16 protein-coding genes are annotated in these 22,112 nt (G+C 45.7%); 3 read left to right on the forward strand and 13 right to left on the reverse strand.

What is annotated here, in order from left to right; translation table 11 throughout:
• Positions 1–51 precede the first annotated feature (51 nt).
• Entirely contained in the window at positions 52–1,851 is a 1,800-nt protein-coding gene (locus QNH15_RS21785; RefSeq protein WP_283890518.1) for an ATP-binding protein, read from the forward strand.
• A gap of 57 nt (positions 1,852–1,908) precedes the next feature.
• On the opposite strand, the gene QNH15_RS21790 is transcribed toward QNH15_RS21785, so the two are convergent.
• Both QNH15_RS21790 and QNH15_RS21795 read right to left on the reverse strand, forming a co-directional pair.
• Positions 1,909–2,649: a response regulator gene (locus QNH15_RS21790; RefSeq protein ID WP_061971875.1), complete on the reverse strand. Its 741-nt coding sequence runs from the start codon at positions 2,647–2,649 to the stop codon at positions 1,909–1,911.
• Positions 2,646–3,806, reverse strand: coding sequence for a sensor histidine kinase (locus tag QNH15_RS21795; protein ID WP_283890520.1), 1,161 nt, complete (start codon positions 3,804–3,806; stop codon positions 2,646–2,648). The genes QNH15_RS21790 and QNH15_RS21795 overlap by 4 nt, the downstream gene beginning before the upstream one ends.
• Positions 3,807–4,141: 335 nt before the next feature.
• On the opposite strand from QNH15_RS21795, the gene QNH15_RS21800 reads away from it, so the two are divergent.
• Entirely contained in the window at positions 4,142–4,777 is a 636-nt protein-coding gene (locus QNH15_RS21800) for a YigZ family protein (protein ID WP_061971869.1), read from the forward strand.
• Positions 4,778–4,881: 104 nt separating this feature from the next.
• Complete coding sequence (locus QNH15_RS21805) at positions 4,882–5,955, forward strand: LCP family protein (RefSeq protein WP_283890522.1); 1,074 nt, start codon at positions 4,882–4,884, stop codon at positions 5,953–5,955.
• A 40-nt stretch (positions 5,956–5,995) separates the two neighbouring features.
• Here QNH15_RS21805 and QNH15_RS21810 read toward each other — a convergent pair whose 3' ends face one another.
• The 11 genes from QNH15_RS21810 to QNH15_RS21860 form a co-directional block, all read right to left on the reverse strand.
• On the reverse strand, positions 5,996–10,189 hold the full coding sequence (locus tag QNH15_RS21810; protein ID WP_283890523.1) for a GH92 family glycosyl hydrolase: 4,194 nt from the start codon (positions 10,187–10,189) through the stop codon (positions 5,996–5,998).
• Positions 10,190–10,493: 304 nt separating this feature from the next.
• Positions 10,494–11,576 (reverse strand): glycosyltransferase family 4 protein, encoded by a 1,083-nt coding sequence (locus tag QNH15_RS21815; protein WP_283890524.1) that lies wholly within the window; start codon positions 11,574–11,576, stop codon positions 10,494–10,496.
• Positions 11,577–11,801: 225 nt separating this feature from the next.
• A complete protein-coding gene (locus tag QNH15_RS21820; RefSeq protein ID WP_283890525.1) occupies positions 11,802–12,470 on the reverse strand; it encodes a hypothetical protein in 669 nt (222 codons plus the stop codon).
• Between the two features lie 12 nt (positions 12,471–12,482).
• The gene (locus QNH15_RS21825) at positions 12,483–13,970 is read right to left on the reverse strand and encodes an O-antigen ligase family protein (protein ID WP_283890527.1); all 1,488 of its coding nucleotides are present in this window, start codon (positions 13,968–13,970) and stop codon (positions 12,483–12,485) included.
• Between the two features lie 73 nt (positions 13,971–14,043).
• Positions 14,044–14,763, reverse strand: a complete 720-nt coding sequence (locus QNH15_RS21830; RefSeq protein ID WP_283890529.1) for an acyltransferase — start codon at positions 14,761–14,763, stop codon at positions 14,044–14,046.
• Between the two features lie 22 nt (positions 14,764–14,785).
• Entirely contained in the window at positions 14,786–15,934 is a 1,149-nt protein-coding gene (locus tag QNH15_RS21835) for a DegT/DnrJ/EryC1/StrS family aminotransferase (RefSeq protein WP_283890531.1), read from the reverse strand.
• A gap of 30 nt (positions 15,935–15,964) precedes the next feature.
• Positions 15,965–17,221 (reverse strand): glycosyltransferase family 4 protein, encoded by a 1,257-nt coding sequence (locus QNH15_RS21840; protein ID WP_283890532.1) that lies wholly within the window; start codon positions 17,219–17,221, stop codon positions 15,965–15,967.
• Positions 17,154–18,377, reverse strand: coding sequence for a glycosyltransferase family 4 protein (locus QNH15_RS21845; RefSeq protein WP_129479781.1), 1,224 nt, complete (start codon positions 18,375–18,377; stop codon positions 17,154–17,156). Before QNH15_RS21845 ends, QNH15_RS21840 begins: the two co-directional genes overlap by 68 nt.
• A 144-nt stretch (positions 18,378–18,521) precedes the next feature.
• Positions 18,522–19,862, reverse strand: coding sequence for a nucleotide sugar dehydrogenase (locus QNH15_RS21850; protein WP_283890535.1), 1,341 nt, complete (start codon positions 19,860–19,862; stop codon positions 18,522–18,524).
• Entirely contained in the window at positions 19,862–20,896 is a 1,035-nt protein-coding gene (locus QNH15_RS21855; RefSeq protein ID WP_283890536.1) for a Gfo/Idh/MocA family protein, read from the reverse strand. Before QNH15_RS21855 ends, QNH15_RS21850 begins: the two co-directional genes overlap by 1 nt.
• Positions 20,897–21,185: 289 nt before the next feature.
• Positions 21,186–22,109 carry an NAD-dependent epimerase/dehydratase family protein gene (locus tag QNH15_RS21860; protein ID WP_283890537.1) on the reverse strand — a complete coding sequence of 308 codons (924 nt, stop codon included), beginning with the start codon at positions 22,107–22,109 and terminating at the stop codon, positions 21,186–21,188.
• Positions 22,110–22,112 lie beyond the last annotated feature (3 nt).

Consider the following 22,112-nt stretch of genomic DNA (forward strand, 5'->3'; position numbering starts at 1 on the left):
ACCTGTAAGAAATAGTAAAATATATTCATTTGGAGGAGGGACTTTCCTACCATGGAGCATCATCTATACATCTCAGCCTTATCCGTAATCACAGCCGTCATTTATTCCTTTGTAGCTTTAGATTTTGCCCGAAGAAGTAGCCGTAAAACCAATTCTTCCCGCCGGCTTTGGCTTCTCAGTGCATCCATCACCATGGGGATCGGAATATGGGGCATGCATTTTGTCGGGATGATGTCGATCAATATGTCACTGAAAGTCCATCATGATCTGTCCTATCTCCTTTTGTGCATGATACTTGCGATCGGGGGTGCTTGGCTGGCCTTTTATTTCGCAAAGAGGAACCTGTTCATTTCTGCAATGATTATGGGGACAAGCATGATCGGACTTCATTATTTCGGCATGATGGCCATTTTCCCCACTGCGGCCATTCGCTACGATCTATCTGTCTTTTCTCTTGCCGCTGCATGTGCGTATCTCTTATCAGGACTGGCAATGTACCGTCACTTTAAGACGAGCCACCCTTCCTTCTTATCCCATTTTTTCAGCAGTGTGCTGATGGCTGCTGCAATGGCAGGTTTACATTATACAGCTGAAAAAGCCATGAACATGAAATCCCATCATGTTCTCCATATGAGCCACGATCCATCCCTTGGAAGTCTGACCTTGATCGCTACTGCGATTGTCGCAGTAGCCACTCTCTTTATTTCCTTGCTTTATATGATGGGAAAATGGAGCGACCAACAGCTTAAGCTTAAGTCTGCCCTGCTGAAAGAAAGCAAACAGCAGAATCATTCCTTAATTGAACTTAATCCTGACGGCGTTTACATTATTAACAAAGACCGTACATTGACTGTGGTGAACCGTTCCCTTGAAGAACTTACAGGATATACGTCAGAGGAACTGATCGGAAAACCGTATACATTTCTTTTAGCAAACACAAATACCCGCCGGATGGAGTCGCTGTTTCAGCGTACACTTGGCGGAGAGTCGCTGCAGGTTGAAACCCGCATCAGGCAAAAGAATGGAAATGTGTTTGATGCAGAAGTAACCAACATTCCTTATTATGTGGACAACGAGATCCGGGGAATTGTTGGAACGATGAAAGATTTGACGGTCGTACGGCAGGTCGAACAAAGAATCCGTGATTCAGAAAAATTAGCCGTTGTCGGAGAACTGGCTGCAGGAGTCGCCCATGAAATCCGTAATCCGCTGACCACACTCAAAGGGTTTACCCAAACCATGATGAACGCGCCTTCTTCTCCTGAAATGAAGAACTATTTAAATATTATGCTGGACGAGATTGAGTCCATTAATCTCATCACCAACGAGTTTATGGTGATGGCCAAGCCACACATGACCATCACCAAGTCAATTGATGTGGTTCCCCTCATCAAGCAGGTGACAACCCTTTTGACCACCCAGGCAAATCTTACTAATGTCATAATAAACAGCAAGTTTCTCATTGAATGTGGGGAGATCAGGGGCGAGAAGAACCAAATCAAAAAAATGCTTGTCAATCTGCTTAAAAATGCCATTGAAGCCATGCCCGAGGGAGGTAACGTTACTGTAACGGCAGCGGCAGGTAATACAGGAAATTTGCTCATCTATATTAAGGACGAAGGAATTGGAATGTCTTCTGGCGAGCTGCAGCAGCTGGGCCATCCGTTTTACACCACCAAAAAGAGCGGAAAAGGCCTCGGTTTATTCGTCAGTAAAAAAATCATTGAGAACCATAATGGAAGTGTGCGATTTAAAAGCATTCCGGGAGAAGGAACAATCGTAGAAATCTCCTTGCCCGGACTTGGAGCTGAAGCTGAAATCAACAACTTCCAAGAGCAACAAAGAATATGAAAACAGCTAAAAAAAGCCAGGTTCACTTAAGTACCCGGCTTTCATCATATGTTTCACTTATTTTACTTTCACCCAGCCACTTTTGATCGCTTCAACAACAGCTTGGGTACGGTCATTCACATTCATCTTTTGAAGAATATTGCTCACATGGTTCTTCACTGTTTTTTCGGAAATAAACAGATCTTCTCCAATGCCGCGGTTGCTCTTTCCGTCAGCAAGCAATTGCAGAACCTCACATTCACGGCGGGTCAGGATGTGCAACGGCTTTCTGTATTCCACTTCCTGCAGCCCTATCGTGTTAGGGTTTGCATTATTCGTCTTTGTCGTTGTTGACAGTCTGCGGAACTCATTAAGCAGGTTATACGTAATCTTCGGATGAAGGTACGCTCCTCCTTCAGCTACAACCTTAACGGCTTCGATAAGAGAGTCTGCATCCATTTCCTTTAACAGATAACCTGATGCACCAGTTTGAACCGCATGGGACACATAGGTCTCATCGTCATGTATGGAAAGGATGATAACTTTTGTCTCGGGAGCTTTTTCAACCAGACGGCGTGTGGCTTCCACACCATTAATATTGGGCATGTTAATATCCATCAGCACGACATCCGGATGATGTTCGCTTACGATATCCTCAGCTTCGGAACCATCATCGCCTTCTGCGACAACAGAAAATTCGTCTTCCATATCTAGGATGCGTTTAACACCTTCTCTGAACAAACGATGATCATCAATAATAGCAATTCTTGTTTTTTCCGGTGCCTCTGCACTGGACTCATAAACATCTAGACTTCTCATTCTGAACCCTCCCGATCTCGTATAGGTATTTGAATATAAACCCCGGTTCCATAATTTAAGCGTGATTGAATCCTGAGCGTTCCCTCCAGGAGTTCCACGCGTTCTCTCATGCCAATTAATCCAAACGAATTGGTTTTTTGCTGCCCTTGGGCATCAAAACCTTTTCCGTCATCTTTTATAAATAAAGATACTTTGCGGTCTGTGAATTCTATTTTTACCGAAATGTTTTTCGGATCAGCGTGCTTGCATGAATTCTGGACAGCTTCCTGAATTAACCGAAATAACGCTATTTCCATCTTTGTATGAAATCTTCGTTCATTCCCCATTGACACAAGCTCGATTTCAATACCCGTACTTTCCTGGACGTTGCGCAGGTATTTTTTTAAGGTTGGGATGAGTCCTAAATCATCAAGCGCCATGGGACGGAGATCGTAAATGATTCTCCTTACTTCCCTTAGTGAGGCACGGACCATCTCGCGTAAGTCTCTGATTTCACCGACTGCTGCTTGTGTACCTTTTTCCTTGAACACCTTTTCCACCAGTTCAGAACGGATCAGCACGTTGGCCATCAGTTGGGCAGGGCCGTCATGAATCTCGCGTGATACGCGGCGGCGCTCTTCCTCTTGTGCCTCAATGATCTGCAGACCGAACTCCTGTTTCTGTTTGGCATCTTCCACAAGCTCATTAATTTTTAAAAGATCCCCGCTTAAGTAATTCAGAACAACCGAAATCTGGCCGACAAGCGATTCCGCCTTCGACACGGTTTCCTTCAGTCCGTTTAAGCGTCTTTCTAGATCATCTCTTTTTTCACGTAATTGTTTCTCAGTCTGGCGGGCGATCGACATTTCTATCTGAATGGCGTTTGCACTTTCATAGGCCTCACGGATGTCGCCCTCGCTGTACTTTTCAAAATGCTTGCTGACTTGCGCAAGTTTTGATCTGGCGATTTTTGATTTCTCTTCCAGCAGATCCGACCGGTCGATAGCCTCAAGCGCTTTTTCTTTTACATCATCCAGCTCTTTGGCCAGCCGTAAAAATTCTTGTCTGGATTCTTCGCTGATATCAAAAACTTGGGTCTGGCTTACTTTAACGGTATTGATGGTTTCCGTAAGAATGCCATCTAAAAGCTTTGGGTCAATTTGTGTTTTAGCTGCCATCTTGTAAATATCCTCCAATTAAAACGATAAAGAAGAACAGACTTTAGTTCGAGAACCATCTTACCTAATTTACACTCGGGACTTTCTTACCATAAATCCAAATAAAAACATTTATTCCATATAATCTTCGGCTCAAAAAGGAATTTTATGTCTATTATTCAAAGAAATTTGTAGGAAAGACTATCCCGCCTTATAATGAAGGATAGCACTAAATCCCTTGTATTTGTAGCTTTTCAAGAGAATTTCCACGTTAAATTTTCATGACTTGCCCAATGGCTATTTTATTTCATTATAGAAACTGATTATTAAATTAATAAATAAGGAGCACCCTAATTATGTTATCCAACTATCTTACCGTGAAAGAAACCGGAGAACACGAGATTGTGATTGAGCGTTCCCGATTTATTGCCCATATCGCCCGTGCAGCTACAGAAGAAGAAGCCAACGAGTTTATCCAATCCATCAAAAAAAGGCATCACAGCGCTAACCATAACTGTTCAGCCTATCTGATTGGGGAGCACGACCAAATTCAAAAGGCAAATGATGATGGCGAACCGAGCGGAACAGCTGGTGTTCCGATGCTCGAAGTACTAAAAAAACGCCGATTAAAAGATGTCGTTGTTGTGGTTACCCGCTATTTTGGCGGAATTAAACTGGGAGCAGGCGGGCTCATCCGTGCATACGGAAAAAGCGTGAGTGAAGGACTGAACGCCATCGGTGTCGTTGAACGCAAACTGATGCAAATGGTTCATATAAAAATTGATTACACTCTTCTCGGAAAAGTCGAAAATGAATTGCGGTCCTCCCCCTACCTGATTAAAGAAATTAACTATCTGGAACAAGTCGAAATCGTAACGTATGTGGCCGCAGAAAACATACAAATCTTTAAAGAATACGTAATAAACCTTACAAATGCAAATGCTACAATAGAAGACGGCTCTCTGGAATATCTGGAAGAAAAAATTCTGTAAAACTATCCCCAATTAACTCAGATTATGTCGAAGACTATGGACTGTAGGGCAAAATTGTTGACAGACTAATCAGGGAATTTTCCCGTTAAAGTGAGGAATAAAACATGAGTTATTATAACGAAGAAAGGCAGCCGACACGGCTTGTCAGAAGGAAAGTCAGGAAACGGAAGCGCCGTCCATTCCGCCGTCTACTCCGCCTGATGCTCGTTCTTTTGGTATTCTTAATGCTTGGCGGCGTGGCATACGCCGGTTATTTGGCCTATAAAGTGAAAACAACAGCTGATGACAGCTACAAAGGCCTGGCTAATGGCAATAAATCTGATCTTCGCATGGATAAAGTCGCTATGGGTAAAGACCCTGTTAACATCCTCTTAATGGGCGTAGAGAGTTACAAGGGTTCACCGGGGCACACCGATGCATTGATGGTGCTTACCGTTAACCCGGATACGAAAGAAGTAGCCATCACAAGTATCCCGCGGGATTCCCGCACTTATCTGCCAGTAATTGGCCGCAAAAGCAAAATTACACACGCGTATGCGTACGGTAAGAAAGGCCATAAGGAAGAGGCAACCATAGATGCCGTTGAAAATTTCCTTGATGTGCCGATTGACTACTACGTTCGTACCAACTTCCAGGGATTCAAAGAAGTGGTGAACTCTGTTGGCGGCATAGATGTCAATGTGCCGTTTGACTTTGATCAGAAAAACCTGAAAGGCAAGAAGCTTTACTTCCATAAAGGAAAAATGCATCTGAATGGTGATGAAGCATTAACCTACGTTCAAATGCGTAAACAAGATAAGCGCGGTGACTTTGGACGTCAGGACCGCCAGCGGCAAGCAATGGAAGCTGTTGCCCATAAGGCCCTCTCGATCAAATCCATTTCGCGCGCAGATAATCTGCTGCAGTCCGTCGGAAGTAATGTTCAAACGAATATTTCTCTTAAAGAATTGTTCGGTATGAGAAACTTCTACAGCAGCATCCAGAATAAAAAACTCGAACAAATCAAAATTGGCGGACAGGATGAATACATCAATGGTCAGTATTTCTTTGAACCAGATCCAGCCACTGTCCAGAAAGCCAGCGAACGAATCAAGGAAATCCTGGACTACAAAGGAAAAGGAGCTGCTTCATCGAACAGCAATGGTGACAGCAGTGAGCTTGGACAAGATTCCAATTAATAAGACAAAAAGCACCCGCCGGCCCGGCAGGTGCTTTTCGTTATTGTAGAGAATTCAGCAGAGCGTGTATATCGGCTGCCAATGATTTTTTTGCCTTTCTGGTAATCTCTTTCCCCACTGCTGCTGCGTTGATTTGTTTAATTGCTTTTTTCATATACGCTGCAGCATTCCTATACTGTCCTTTTTCTTCAAAAACCTTAGCCACCTTTACATTCTGAATCAGGTCATTTTTCAAAGGATTCTTTAGTTCCCCGGCCTGCAGAAACGTTCTTAAAGAGGTTTCCAATTGATGAATATCACCTGCAAGGTCTCTTCCAAGCAGTTCAACCTCTGCTAATTTGGTGCTTGTGCTTCCCGCGAATTCCAGTTTGTAATAGTTGTACTTACCAGGATGCTTAATGGAGTAAACTTTCGTCTGAAGCCGCCATGAAAACTTCTCATTTGTCCTCCGATCCAGTATTGTCCAGTGTCTGCCGTCAGCTGAACCTTTGAGCATCCAGTTTGCCAGGTCGCCGTCACTTCCATCCGCTCCTGACGTCAAGGTGTACATTTGTACCCTTTTTGCCTCATTAAAGTTGTATTGAACGATTGGGTTTTCACCATTCAGCGTTGTTCTCGTTGATGAAGTATTATCGAACAGAGCATCCAGTGTACCAGCATCCCCATCGCTCGCCTTCCCGCCGCTATGGTCGGTCAAGTCACTCATTGGATGCGGCGCAAGTCTTGATCCATCAGTGGAAGACGGTGTAATAGAAGCAGGAGCATCCTTTTTGCCGGTTCCCCATGAAGAAGGCTTTGGTCCCATATCAAAATCCAAACGTGCGCCATCTGCAAGGTCAGAATGGAGCAGGTAGGTTTTGCTGTAGCTTTTTCCGTTGATTTTTAATCCCTGGATATATTTATTTTTCTTGCTGTTCTTTGGCGCGTTGACGACTATTCTCTTGCCATTTTCCAGATGAACGGTTGCTTTCTTGTATAGCGGTGCGCCAATCGCGTATTCCGGGCTGCCCATCTTTAAAGGATAAAAACCGAGTGCACTGAAGATTTGCCAGGCCGACATTTCACCATTGTCTTCGTCCCCGGCATATCCTTGACCGATTTCGCTTCCGATGTACAGCCGCTCAAGCACCTCACGGACCTTCTCCTGCGTTTTCCAAGGCTGTCCGGCATAATTGTACATATACGTAATGTGATGTGCTGGCTGGTTGCTGTGGCCGTACATGCCCATTCGAACATCCCGCGCCTCTCTCATCTCGTGGATGACGCCGCCATAAGCTCCGGCATGCAGTGCGGTTTCCGGGGTACTGAAGAACTCGGCCAGTTTGTCTGCGAGCCCGTTTTTGCCTCCATACAGATTGGCCAGACCCTGTCCGTCCTGCGGAGCATGAAAGGCCATGTTCCACGCATTCGTTTCCGTATAATCTCCGCCCCAATCACGGGCATCAAAGTCTTGCGCAGACGTGCGCCACTCTCCATTTGCCTTTCTTCCCATAAAAAATCCGGTGTCAGGGTTAAACAGGTGAACATAATTTTGTGCCCGGTTCATGTAGTATTTTGCATCGGCTTTATATTGGGCACGATCCGAAGCATTCTTGCCCGCTTCCTTGCCGAGTGCCTTGGCCAGGTTTGCGATGCCATAATCGTTGATATAGCCGTCCATTGACCAAGATAGTCCCTCACCAGTCGATGTATTGGTATAACCATCAAAAATAGACTGTGATATACCCTTTCTTCCGGTTCCTGCGTTCGGGCTGACAACGGAAGCGTTTTTGATGGCGGATTGATAGAAGCTTTTCACATCAAAGTTGTGAACACCTTTTAAATAGGCATCGGCAAATGCCACATCCGAGCTGGTGCCGACCATCAAGTTTGCATAGCCGGGAGAGGACCATCTGGATACCCAGCCGCCGTCGCGGTATTGCTGTACAAATCCGTCGATCATCTCCCCGGCCATGTTCGGAGTAAAGAATGAATAGGCCGGCCATGCCGTGCGGTACGTATCCCAAAAACCATTGTTCACGTACGTTTTACCGTCCACAATCTTTGCTCCGGTTGCCTCAGGAGTGCTGCTGCCAGCAGGCGGTGAAAACGGACTTGCATATTGATAGTGCGGGTTGTCCTTTGTGCCTGTGTTTTCAAAGCCGGAGTTCGGATACAAGAACAGCCGGTACATGTTGGAATACAACGTCACATGCTGGTCTTCACTGGCACCCTCCACCTCAATTTTACTCAACAGCTTTTCCCACTTTTGCTGAGCTTTTTCCTTAATGGACTGGAAGGTATCGTCCGACTGAATCTCCTGTTCCAGGTTTTTCTTGGCCTGGGCTATGGAAATCAGGGAAGTCGCAATTTTCATGGTGACTGCTTTCTGGTCTTTCGTATCGAACCTGACATATGCGGTTACATTATCCCTGCCTTCTCCTGTCAGCTTGCCGCTGTTTATGATCGGCTGGTCAAACGTGGCATAGATGTACATGCGGGAAGCGCCGGTGGACAATCCGCTTTTCACATCCGAATAGCCGGTTACTTCACCTTTTTCTTTGTTGATTGAGATGCCTCCATTATTGTTTACATTGTCTAAAATAAGGCTGGAGGTGTCTCCTTTAAACGTATAACGCTGCATGGCCGCATGGTCGGTTGGCGCAATTTCTGCCTTTATCCCATTATCAAACTTCACACTGTAATAGTGGGGCTTTGCGGTTTCATTTTCATGCTTGAACGGAAGGGCTCTTGCCTTTCTGTCGGCATCCGGCTTTTCAGCTTCTGAAGCGGACGGCATCACCTGAAACGTCTGCCGGTCTCCCATCCATGGGCTTGGTTCATGGCTTAAGGAGAATGCCTGAATTTCCGGCTGGTTGTTTTCGTTATTGCTTTGGTTATAGCTGTATAGCCAGCTCGTGGATCCGGCGTCCGTAGCCGGTGTCCAGAAATTGAAGCCATGCGGAACGGCAATGGCCGGAAAGTTGTTGCCTCGTGAAAACGTGCTGTTGGACTGTGTTCCGCGCAAAATGTTGACGTAATCGGTCAGATTGTTGTAGTTCTTTTGCACAGGATTCCCGGTGATCTTGATATCATCCACCGTTCCCCGGAATATTCCCGGCCCTTTGGGGTTGTCATAGGCAACCAAAATACGTTTAATCGTTTTGCCGGCCGCAACGGCACCGATGTTGGAATACTTATAGTTCCATTGATTCACATAAAGGGTTTTTGATTTTCCTTGTTCTTCTGGAGTTACCGGGATGCCGTACTGATCCACCGCGCCCAGTTCATGGAGGTAGGTACCATCGGAGAATGCGAGATCCACCGAGGCGTAGGTACTGGAGTAATCGTTCTGGTCGCTGTCTGTAAATTCCGGATGAATGAAATAAGAGAGTTGCGTTTTTGAATTGACTTTGATATTTACATCAAAAACTTTGTTGTATGAGTAGGCACGGCCCTTTTCAAGATGTGTGCCTGAATAGGTAAAGGCCTTTGTCCCGGTCCAGCCGGCTTTTGTTTTCGCCGTATAGGACGTCAGCGGCCCGCTGCTTGCCTCGGACTTCATATCGGCTGCTGGTGGCTTAGGAACGTCAATGCCGTTGGAGAGGGCAATTTCAGCCACCTGAGTCAGGCCGTCTCCCGAATTTTTTGTGATGTTAAGCCTGTAATACAAATAAGGAGTGTCATTGTCGAACGTGTAGAGTTTGCGTTCAAATCGCTTGGGGAAATCCTCATCATTTCGTGTGTCCAGCACGGTCCAGTTCTTGCCATCATTAGAACCCTGAAGCTCCCATGCTTTCGGATCCCGGCCCTCATAATCGTTGGCCGATGTAACAGCATACTTTACCACCGTCTCCGGCCCGGACAGCTTGAACTGAAGCCAGCCTGTCGGTTCAAAAGCCAGCCATTTTGTATTGACATCCCTGTCAATCAGTTTTTCCCCGATTTCGTTCGGTGGGTTTTCCGCACTGACCCGTACCTCCTCTACTTTGTTCGTAATGTCCCCTTGAATGCCGTCATACTGAATATTTCCGTCAATCCCCGATGACATTTTGTTGCCGTTTGGATCGGTCTCCACCGTATTTTCCCATGTTGGTTTTTGTTGATCATTTTCAAATGAGGTAAAAAAATCTTTCACTGCCTTTGTCTCCGGTTCAGCGTGTACCCGTGCAAGCCCTGGTGCATTCAGCATGCCGACCGCAATAGCAGAGGAAAGAAGCACATGCGCAACCGCCTTTCTTTTCAACTGAATCATACCTGGTCCTCCTTTTTAATAGTGACACTTATAAAACGCGGGATCACTCACCTCCTGAAATAAAAATACTTCATATAACTGAAAGCGTTTACATATAGTATAAGAATAAACTCTTCCTGAAAAGGGACCAAATATCTGTATTATTTTAGGATTTTCTTCATTATTTTAAGGCAGGGGAGGAGTTGGTTTCCGTTTCAGGATGCTCGCTTTCCTCGGCCTTTGAAAATTTCTCCAAAGCAAGTCATCAAAACAAAAAGTGCCAGGCTCTTGTAATGGCCTGACACTTTCGTAGGTTATTTTGCTGTTAGTCTTTATCCGGACTGTTTACCTGCATGGTTCCGATAAATTTCTTGTACAGGTACAGCACCGGGCGGTATTTATGATGCACGAGGCCGATGATTTCGGCAATTACTTCGAGCATGAGCAGCAAACCGATAACAATCACCACAGAGCCCCATAACGTACTGGATTCAAAAACTACGGCGGCTACGCTGAAAATGATGCTGAGTGCATAGATAACCAGCACGGTTTTTCGGTGCGACCATCCCAGGTTCATCAGACGGTGATGCAGATGTCCTTTATCCGGAGCGGAAATCGGCGTTTTGTTTGCCATTCTTCGGATAATGGCAAAGGATGTATCAAACACCGGAACACCAAGTATGATAATAGGTACGACAAAACTGAAAAGCGTGACGCTTTTGTACAATCCCAGCAAGGATAGAATGGAAATGGAGTAGCCGAGAAACAGAGAACCTGCATCCCCCATGAATATTTTAGCCGGGCTGAAGTTGTACATCAGGAAACCTGCCGTTGAAGCAGCGATGATCAATGCCAATGTAAGGATCATCATGTTTCCGTTTAATCCGGCCATGATCGCAATGGTGATCATTACAATGATGGACACGCCTCCTGCAAGGCCATCCAGCCCATCGATCAGGTTGATGGCATTGGTGATGGCAATGATCCAGAAAATCGTCGTAATGTATGCCCATGGACCTAAATGAAATGTACCAACAAAAGGTATGGTTATCAATTCAATCGTTAACCCGGTAGAGGCAACGAGAAGGGCGGCAAAAATCTGGCCCACCAGCTTCATTCGCGCGCTTAACTCAAATTTATCGTCAATCATGCCAATCATGACAATAAGAACAGCGCCAACAATGATCCCGGTTAGCTGCATTTCATACAGGCCCGAGACAAAATATCCAACTACCACTCCGAGGAAGATCCCAACTCCTCCCCAGCGGGGCATTATTTTATCGTGAACTTTTCGTTGATTTGGTTTGTCCGTCACACCCAGCCGAATCGCCAGTTTGATAATGAACGGCATGGCGATTGCGACCACTGCGAATGACACCACCGCAGCAATGATCAATTGAACATTCATGTTATCCCTCTTTTTTTAACTCTTCAATGGATTTTAAGCAAGTTCCACCCTGCTTATGTTGCCCAACAACACCCCATGAAAATTCGCATTCATCTCTTCAGAAATTATATCTCGAAACGGCCATAAACAAAAGTAAAACTATGCTTACAGTTTTGAGTCCTGCTTCATCACTGGCTTTTTCGTTTAGCCATCTCTTCTTTATTCCACCAAATAAGAGAATTAACGCTACTTTTTAAAAATTTCTGGAAGCAGGAGCAGTGAAGCACTGAGAATTAATCCCACCAGGAGACCTAGTATAGCTTTTCGTTTCGGATTGGCATTCGTGTCTGTTGTATCTACTTTTCCAAGCAGTTTCGGATCTTTTATTTTTAGCATTCTTGTTTTGAGATCAAACAGATATTCTTCTTTTTTGATGGTGCCTTCGCCTGAAACCTCGGTTCCCTCCACCTTTTTAATCTGATGATCAAGGGTTGTTCTCCATTTTTCAGACTGATTGCTGCTTTCGTTCATAAAGGCTTTTACAACAGACTTCAACTGGGTTTTTGCTTTGTTTTTATTCTCATCACTCAAGGTCAGGGTAATGATGGTGTCGGTTTCAGGCACCACCTGAAGTTTTTCTTTCAGCTCTTTTTCCTCATCCTTGCTCAAGCCCTTGACCGACCGAAGGAACTCATCACTCAAAAGATACTCTTTCGCACTGTCTGGGGTATTCAAAGTTGAATTTTCTGCAGATCCCAGTTTTATTTTGGCATCGGCCTGGGAAGTGCCGGGTTCCCTGGACGCTAAAAAATAAGCAATCACAGTGGTTAATATCGGTATCAGCAGCAATAAAATAAAGAACTTTTTAAATCGGTGCCAGATGCTTTCTGTAATTTCTTTCATTTCCTTGTCCATACACTTACTCCCTTACTTCATTGGTCGATATGACTCCTCATTTTGTTTCACTCTCCAGTAATTAATGAAACTCAAGGAGAATGCGAAGAGAAGCCAAAGATAGTTTAATGATATTTGTGAGCTTGGGCTGATGCAGGAAAGCGAAAAAGCGATCATGCCGCCAAGAAGCCCTTCACTGATCATTTTTTCATAGCGGGTATGAGATTGTCTGAATATGCGGTAAAGCTGCAGGATGACCCACAAATACAAAAGTACATACCCGATAAAAATCAAGGCGCCGTAATTGACCAGAATTTCCATCCACCAATTATGGACGTTTATAATTCCCTTTGTCGGGTATTCGGCAAAATGCATCAGATAGTATTTGGCGTTTCCTGAACCAATTCCAAATCCAAAGCTTCTCTCAAAAAATAACCATCCGTTTTTGATCAGGTTGGATCGGATGTCCACCGAGGTAATTTTCGCTTCCGGAGCATTGGTGGTCAAGAGGGACACCAGCATGCCTTCTACTTTTGAAACAGCCGCCATAAGTTTGGACGGGTACACCACGGCCAAAGCAGTTCCCCCGGCTGCCCCAATCAGAATCAGGACCTTTTTGACGTTCCGGTTCGTTAAAAAAACAAACCAGAAGAACAGCCCCAGTTGGATGGCTATAAAATTTGCCCGGGATGACGTGTAAACAAGTACATAAAGAGAAACAAGCATCACCGCTCCGCCTGCTGCTTTCAACAGCCATGATTTTGTGCGGTGCACAAAGGCCAGGGCCAGAAAAAAGCTGACAGAGAGAAAACTGGCAAAATCATTTTCGTTCACAAACACAGAGGTCGGGATTCCTTTTTGATACTCTGCCACCTGATTGATTCTTGAGATGGCGAGATGGTTGTGTGTCATATGGTTCCAGAGCCCGATTGCCGTCAGTACGGCAAACATCACGAGCCAGATCCAGTACACATGTATATATTCCTCTTCTTTTTTCAGGAAAAATACCATGAAAAAGATGAGGGAAATACCAATGACGAGAAAGATCAGATCAACGGCCCCCATGGAAAAAGAGCGTGTCCAACTTAAGGAAAACAGGGCATACAGCACCCAAAACAAGTGAAAATACAAAGCCGGCTTGATTTTCACCCTGTCCCATTGCAGTCCTTCCTTTTGAAAGAGCGCGAGGTAAAGGAAAACAGGCACCATGACCATATACAGCATCCTGTACGGAAACATGGTGACCGGGCCGGCCGGGATGCTGAGAATTCCGGCTCCCAAAAAGGAAGTGAAAACCAGGAGATAAAGCAGCAGTGTTGTAAAAGGAATCTCCTGGATGACCGGTCTGGCTGCAAGAAAAACGGCAATGAGTATGATGTAGCCCACAAGCGCTCCTGAAAGCAGAACCGGTGACTGGACAGGTACTTTGCCCAGCAGCCAGTTGCCTGCAAACACCGCAAACAGAAGCGCAAGGATGACTTGAGTTATTTTTGATTCAAGAATATTACGCAAATCCGGCATTTATTTCCCCTCTCCTCGCCTTCCTCCAAAGTTGTGTGTTCCTGGCTGTGGTTGAGGAAAACACTGCAGAAGGTTACACTTGGTTTTTGAGCAGCTGATCTTCAGGTACCGACCGGAACGTCCTGGCCGGATGTCCGGCTACCAGGTTTTCGTTCTCCACATCTTTGGTCACGAGGCTCCCGGCAGCAACTGCTGCTTCCTGTCCGATTACCTTGCCAGGAAGAATGGTTGAGTTGGCCCCAATTCTTCCTCCTTTTTTCACGGTAACCCCTTTAAAATGCTTAAAACGTTCCTTTGAACGGGCCATATAGTTATCATTGGTCGTAACGACCGCCGGGGCGATAAAAACCAGATCTTCCAATTCCGAATAAGCCGTAATGTAGGCATTGGTTTCAATCTTGCATTTCACACCGATCACACAGTCATTTTCAACGGCGGCTCCGCGCCCGATAATCGTTTTTTCACCCACCGTTACCCGCTCGCGCACGGTTGCGAGATCAGCAACAAAAACATCATCCCCAAGTTCCGCACTGGCATAAATGATAGAATTGGTACCAATCGTTACACCTGAACCGATTTGTGCAGGCGGCAAGGTTTTTAACTCCGGCAAAGCCGAATTCTTTGCACGTGCCGGCTGTTTGCCGATCACGGCATTGTCCTGGATGATGCAGTTATCGCCGATCGTGACTCCGTCATAAATGACGACGTTATGCCCGATCATCACATTCTCCCCGAGCTGTACATGTTCTCCGATTACAACGTTTCTTCCCTGGCACACTGTCAATGGATTCACCTCTTTTTCCCCTAGTCCTTTATTATGCGTAAGATGTTTCTTTTTTTGCTTTGGCAGGATGGTTGCTGAAATAAGCTGCGATCTGTTCGACCACATACTCCTGCTGCTCTCTTTTCAATTCCGGAAACATGGGAAGAGACAATACGGTTTCGGCCGCTTTTTCGGTTTCAGGCAGGTCGCCTTCCTTGTAACCAAGCTCACTGAATACAGGCTGAAGGTGAAGTGGCTTTGGATAATAAATCATCGAACCGATGCCCTTCTCTTTCAAAAATTCCTGCAAACCGCTGCGGTCAGGCACCTGAATCGTATATTGATGGAAAACATGGTAGTTGTGTTCTTCCACAAAAGGCGTTACGACCAGATCCCCAAGCTTTTCGTTCAGCAATTCAGTATATACTGCGGCTTTTTCGCGGCGTGCTTCGCTCCACGTATTTAAATGAGGAAACTTCACATTCAAAATGCCGGCTTGAAGTTCATCCAGACGGCTGTTGTAGCCTAAAATATGATGATAGTATTTCGGTTTGCTGCCGTGGACACGAATCACACGCATGGTTTCAGCAATGTCGTCATCATTAGTAATGATCATGCCGCCGTCTCCATAGCCTCCCAGATTCTTTGTTGGGAAAAAGCTGTAAGTTGCCGTCGTGCCAAGTTCTCCAACATTTTTTCCTTTGTATTTGGAACCGATGGCTTGTGCTGCATCTTCAATGATCGCCAGGTTATGCTTTTTGGCGATTTCAGCAATTGGTTCCATGTCCGCCATCTGTCCGTACAAGTGTACAGGTATGATGGCCTTCGTTTTTTCAGTAACCGCTGCTTCGATTTTCGCCGGATCAATATTGTACGTTTTTGGATCGATGTCCACGAATACAGGTACTGCACCAGCTCTTGCTACTGCTCCTGCAGTGGCAAAAAAGGTAAAAGCGGGTACGATGACTTCATCCCCTGCTTTCACTCCGCATCCAAGCAGGGAGATATGAAGGGCATCACTTCCGTTCGCTACCCCGACTCCGTATTTTGCAGAGCTGTAATCCGCAACATCCTGCTCCAGTTTTTTTACATTGTCCCCAAGGATGAAACGAGACCCTGACATGATTTCCTCCAGGCTTGCAAAAATCTCCTCTTTCAATGACTGATATTGCTCTGATAGATCAAGCATTGGCACTTTCATTCATGATCCCTCTTTCTGTGTAGTATTGGCTTAGTTTCTTGAAAACTGGTACGACGGAGTTTCCGCTTTACGTTCGCGATAAGCGCAAATATCCAGGAAACGGTCTGCCAGCTTTGTGATGTTATGTTTGTCGTTCACATACCGGTAGCTGCTGCGGGCAATTTCCGATTTTTCTTCCCCACTCAGGTGAAGCAGTTCAACCAGCCCGTCAGCAAACGCTCCCGGCTTTTCGGGAGGTACAGTTACCCCCGCTTTTGCTTCGGCTACGATATCATTGGATACATTGCCTGCAAAAAGGATCGGCTTTCCGACCAAAAGGTAGTCGTTCAGCTTATTAAGGGAAATCCCGTATTTATAGAGTGTGGTGTCCAGCATGGAAACCAGAAGAACATCCGCAAGGTCAAGCGTTGGCATGACTTCCTTTTTAGGAATGCCATCAAAAAAGTAGACATGCGGATATTCACTTGCCAGCTTCTTCAACTTGTCTTTTTCCGGCCCGTCTCCCACAAGTACAAAAGCTGCCTGGTCTGTCGGAATGAACTTCGCGCTCTTAACGACGGTTTCCAGGGAGTTGGCCACCCCATGGGAACCCACATACATGGCGACCTGCCCGTGCTTTTCTTTAATACTCTCAATTTCTTCGCGAAGAGAGCTCTTGCCTTCCTTTTCTTCCATACGATCCATATTGATGCCATTTGGAATCACATGGATGATGCTCTCGTCCACACCCATTTCCTTGATATATTCTGCGGCTCCCGGCAGTGTGACGATGATTTGATCTGCTCTTTTATATACGAACTTCTCAATCGCTCCGAACATGAGAACAGCTGGATGGTATTTTGACATCGATCCGAGCTCAATTAAGGTTCTTGGCCATAAATCTCTGATCTCTACAATGTAGGAAGCTTTTTTCCACCGGCTTAAATAATAGGCAGCCAGGCAGGCAAACAAGTGAACCGAGGATCCCACAATGGCGTCCGGCCGTTCCTTCTTCATCATCCCTCTCCACAGGGCCATGAAGAAAAACGAGATCATGTTCAAAATCCGCATAACTCCGTTCCCCTGGTAAGGAAGAGTCCACAGCCACTCAAAAATGACGCCATTCACATTTTCTTTGTAATTTTTCTTGTGCTTGTTTCTCCAGACAAACCGGTAAGCCAGAAAGCTGCTTGCGAAAATCCTGATTTTATGGTCTTTTTTTACCAGTTCATGAGCAATGTCATAGTGTCTGGTTATTCCTGTTTCCGACGGTTTTAACGCTACGTGATTTAAAATCCATACCTTCATCTGACTCACTCCATATTAAAGACCTGTTGCCGGCTCCTGCCAGCCTCTCATATAACGCAACCAGTTCCTGGCTTTCTTTTTCCCAGTTGTATTTCTCAATGACCGCTTTTCTTCCGTTCTCGCCCATCTGCCTGGCTTCCTCCGGATGATCCATCAGCCATTTCATCGCATTGGCGATTGCCTCTGCATCCAGCGGGTCCACACATAATCCGCATTTGTTGCCGATCACGAAATCCTCCCATAACGGAAAGTTGGAAGCGATGGACGGAATACCGGCAGCCATGTATTCGAACAATTTAATCGGATACGACACCATGTAGCGCGGCTCAGGCCGAATCAAAACGAGGCCTGCGGTGGATTGGGAAAGAACGTCTTTTACCTCGCTTCTCCCTAGCCAGCCTTTATGGTCAACATGCTGCCATCCATCCTTCTGCTTCATTTCCTGTTCAAGAGCTGGAGGAGCAAACTTCCCGGCCAGGACCAATTCTCCTTCATCTCCCCGGCCATTGAGGAATTCAATGGCAAGCACCATTTCCTTTATCCCGCGAAGCTCAGTAATTCCGCCAATATACAGAAAGCTGTTATCTTTTCTTCTGTTACGGTCTGCCCTAGGCGAGTTTTCTATCAGTTCTTGCAAGATCGGAAAGTTGTGAACCGTCACCGTATTCGCATTATAGGTTTTGAAGCGTTTGGTAATGGTAGGTGTTGCGGTTACGACGGCATCAAATTTGGCTGCTGCGAATTTTTCCATCCTTCTGACCGATACCGAGATATTTTTTCTGAGCGGCTTTGGAATCCACTGCTTGGACAATACCTGTTCCGGTACATCTTCATGAACGTCGTAGATTACCTTTTTGCCTTTTCTTTTCAGAAGAAGGCCAATGACCATGAGCTCGGGATCATGAAAGTGATACACCTCTGCATCAATCTCAATGGCCGCTCTGTAAACAGATTTTGCCGCATCCACCATACGCTTATAACGGTTGCCTGAGGCTGACGTTATGCCAACTACTTTTACGTTATCTATGATTTTATTTTCGGTATTGGGAGCTACTAAATATACATCGTGTCCCGCAAGCGCAAGTGACCGGCATTCTTTTACAAAAATACGGATATCATCTGCGGGATGAACAGAAGTTAAATGACAGATTTTCACGGTGGTTCACTACCTTCAGTTTGTGAGTTTACCATTGGTATGGAAAACCAGACCGGATGGGCCTGGTTTTTTCTTTTGTGACTGTTTTCGTAACCTTGTTTCACTTAGGAGTGGGTTCTTTACGCAAATGTTCCTAAAGTATTTTTATAGCAGGTGGTACGTTTTTACTTTGGAAGAGAGTTCTTTCATCGCGTTTCTTGTATCAAACAGCACCGGGCTGTGTTCAGCGATGAGTTCATAGTCAAATGCGCTGTGGTCGGTTGTCAGGAGAACAAGATCGGCATTCTCCAGCACCTCTTTGGACAGCTCGTGTGTTTCGACAATGCCTCCCATGTAGCGGAAGGTTTTGACGTGAGGATCAACTACCGTAAACCGGGCGCCCGCTGTATCAAGCTTTTCAAGAATCGGAATAACCGGCGATTCCCTCATATCCTCGATATCCTTTTTGTAGGCAACCCCGAGGATGACAATGTTGGCACCATTCATGGCTTTCTTTTCCTGATTGAGAATCTTCATGCTTCGCTCGAGTACAAAGTCGGCCATGCTGTTGTTGATTTCTCCAGCAGTTTCGATCAGGCGGGTATGATAGTTGTACTCACGCGCCTTCCAGGTAAGGTAGAATGGATCGATTGGAATGCAGTGTCCGCCAAGTCCTGGTCCCGGATAAAAGGCCATGAAACCGTATGGCTTTGTTTTCGCTGCATCAATCACTTCCCATACGTTGATGTTCATTTTGTCGCACAGGATGGCCATTTCGTTTGCCAGGCCGATATTTATATTTCGGAAGGTGTTCTCAAGAATTTTTTCCATTTCGGCAACAGAAGGGCTGCTTACTTCATGAACTTCGCCTTCCAGCACTGCCCGGTAAAGAGCGGAAGCAACTTTAGTACAAGCCGGGGTTACGCCGCCGACAACTTTTGGTGTGTTTTTTGTATTAAACACTTTATTGCCCGGATCCACCCGTTCCGGAGAATAAGCGAGATGAAATTCTTTTCCGCACGTAAATCCGGAAGACTCAAGAATCGGGCGAAGCAATTCCTCCGTTGTACCCGGATAGGTTGTGCTCTCAAGAACAATGAGCATGCCTTCGTGGAGGAACTTCGCAATTTCTTTTCCTGAGCTTTCTACATAGGATGTATCAGGCTGGCGATAAATATCAAGCGGTGTTGGAACGCAGATAGCAACTGCATCCACTTCTGCGATCAGTGAATAGTCGGTGGTCGCCCGGATCTGCTTCGTGGAAGTGAGCATTGCCAGTTCCTCATCCACAACGTCTCCAATATAGTTAATGCCGTCGTTCACCATGTCAACGCGGCTTTCCTGGACATCAAAACCAATGACCTTATACCCTGCCTTCGCTTTTTCAACAGCGAGTGGAAGTCCCACATAGCCAAGTCCAACCACTCCGATGACTGCTTCTTTTGTTTGTATCTTGTTCAGCAATTGCTGTGTTACATCCCGTTGTGTTCGCTGTAGGGTTTCCATTAGTTTAAAACCTCCTGAGGTTGCATTTTTACCGGCTGATTGCTTTCGGATGATTCATACAATGCGAGGACCAGCTCCAGTGCTTTCTTGCCGTCCTCACCCGTTACAATGGGTTCCCGGTTCTCTTGAACCGCTTCGACCATATCCTCGATGATGCATTGATGGCCCGGCTTTCCAAATGGGTCCGCCTTAATGGATTTCATAAGTTCCTCTGTTTCTAGTTCAGTTGTTCCATCGACCACCCAGTGTTCCACGTTGACTGCGGTTGGTCCGCCAATTTTGATGCTTCCCTTTTCGCCGAAGATGGCGAGGGATTCTTCAAAGTTTTTTGGATAAATGGTGGTGGCTGTTTCGATCACACCCAGTGCCCCGCTCGTAAACTTGACGAGACCGGTGCACACATCTTCGGCTTCTATATCACGAATGCGGGTTGCGCTCATGCTGAATACCTCATGAACATCACCCATCATCCAGAGCATTAAATCCAGGTTATGAATCGCCTGGTTCATTAGAACACCGCCGTCCAGCCCTTTTGTTCCTCTCCAGGGAGCCTGGTCATAGTAAGCCTGGTTTCTATTCCACCGGACGGTAGCGTTCACGTGGCTGATTTTGCCAAGCTTCCCGCTCTCGATTACTTCCTTCAGCTTCTTCATTGCCGGACGGAACCGGTTCGGATGAACGACTGCAAGTTTTACGCCATTCTGTTCACACGCTTCAATCATTGCGTTTGTATCGTTCAATAAAAGAGCAATGGGCTTTTCTACGACAATATGTTTTTTCGCTTCTGCTCCCTGAACGGCCAATGACGCGTGAAAGCCGCTTGGTGTGCAAATGTTGATGACATCTATATCCTTGTTGCCCAGCATTTCCGTATAATTCGTGTATGTTCTGGCATTATACGTATCTCTGTAGAATTCCATATTCTCCGGGATGGTGTCGCAGACAGCGATAAGTGCTGCTCCTTCTGCCCGTTCAATGGCTTCTGCATGTTTTTTCGCTATATGACCGCATCCTACAATTGCAAAATTAAGCATCGACAAAACTCCTTCATTCTGGCTTGCTTTTCACTAGATTTCTTCGTTCATTTTATAGTATTTCCAAGCAAATTCAGGTAAATTCTCGGTTAAGAGATTGTTAAGCCGATTTACAAAAACGCGCCGTTTTTAGGGCCTTTTTCTTCAATGGCTTACGCTGTCTGCGATTCGAGATTTACATATTCTTAATAAACAGAAATTAATCGGTACTCTTATCTCGAATTGCATATGAAAAAGCACCCTCCTAAAAAAGAAGAGTGCTATATATATATTCTTGCCTTGTATTCAATTATGTTAAATTCTCGGCGCGATGCATTTGTCTGACCGTTTCCCGGATCCCTTCGGTCAGCGATATTTCGGGTTTCCAGCCGGAAATGCCCATGAACACTTGATTGTCCAGACAGCTGCGGTAAATATCCCCTTCACGCGGCTCGCCATAAACCGGCTCAAGCGGACTGCCCATCTCCCTCGCCATAATCCGGTACAGCTCATTCACGGTAATTTCCTCATTGGAGCTGACATTGTAAATCCCGTTTTCCACCCGCAATGCAGCACAATTGGCACGTGCAATGTCTTCTACAAAAATAAAGTCTCGGGTCTGTCCTCCGTCTCCAAAAATGGACACTTGCTCCCCGTTGAGCAGTTTATCCAAAAAGATTTTAATGACTCCGCCTTCCCCTTCCTTTGTTTGCTTCGGGCCATAAATATTGGAATAGCGAAGAATGGAATAGCCAATACCATTCGCCTCACAAAAAGCCGAAACATACATCTCGCAGGAAGCCTTGGAGACGCCATACGGAGCGGTTGGCATTAGATGTTCACTTTCTTTGAGCGGCACTTGTTCATTGTTTCCATAAACCGCTGCTGTGGAGGCAAAGACAAACTTCTTTACTGAAAGCGAACGGGCCAATTCCAGCATCCGGACCGTTCCCTCAATGTTCAATTGCAAGTCGTTCACCGGATCGACTACAGAAGACGGCACACTGGTCTGGGCCGCCAGATGGATGATGGCATCAATCCCGTAAGGTTCCAGCACCTCATTTAGCGAGGTATCCAAAATATCGCCTTTAATGATCACATCATCCAATTGGACATTGGATGTGCTGCCTGTCAGAAAATTATCCAGCAGAATCGGGTTGTACCCTTCATTTTTCAATGCCTTTTTCGTAAAAGTGCCTACAAAGCCAGCACCGCCTGTAATCAATACATTCATGCT

Origin of the sequence: Fictibacillus enclensis (genome assembly GCF_030123385.1) — a bacterium.
GTDB lineage: Bacteria > Bacillota > Bacilli > Bacillales > Fictibacillaceae > Fictibacillus_C > Fictibacillus_C enclensis.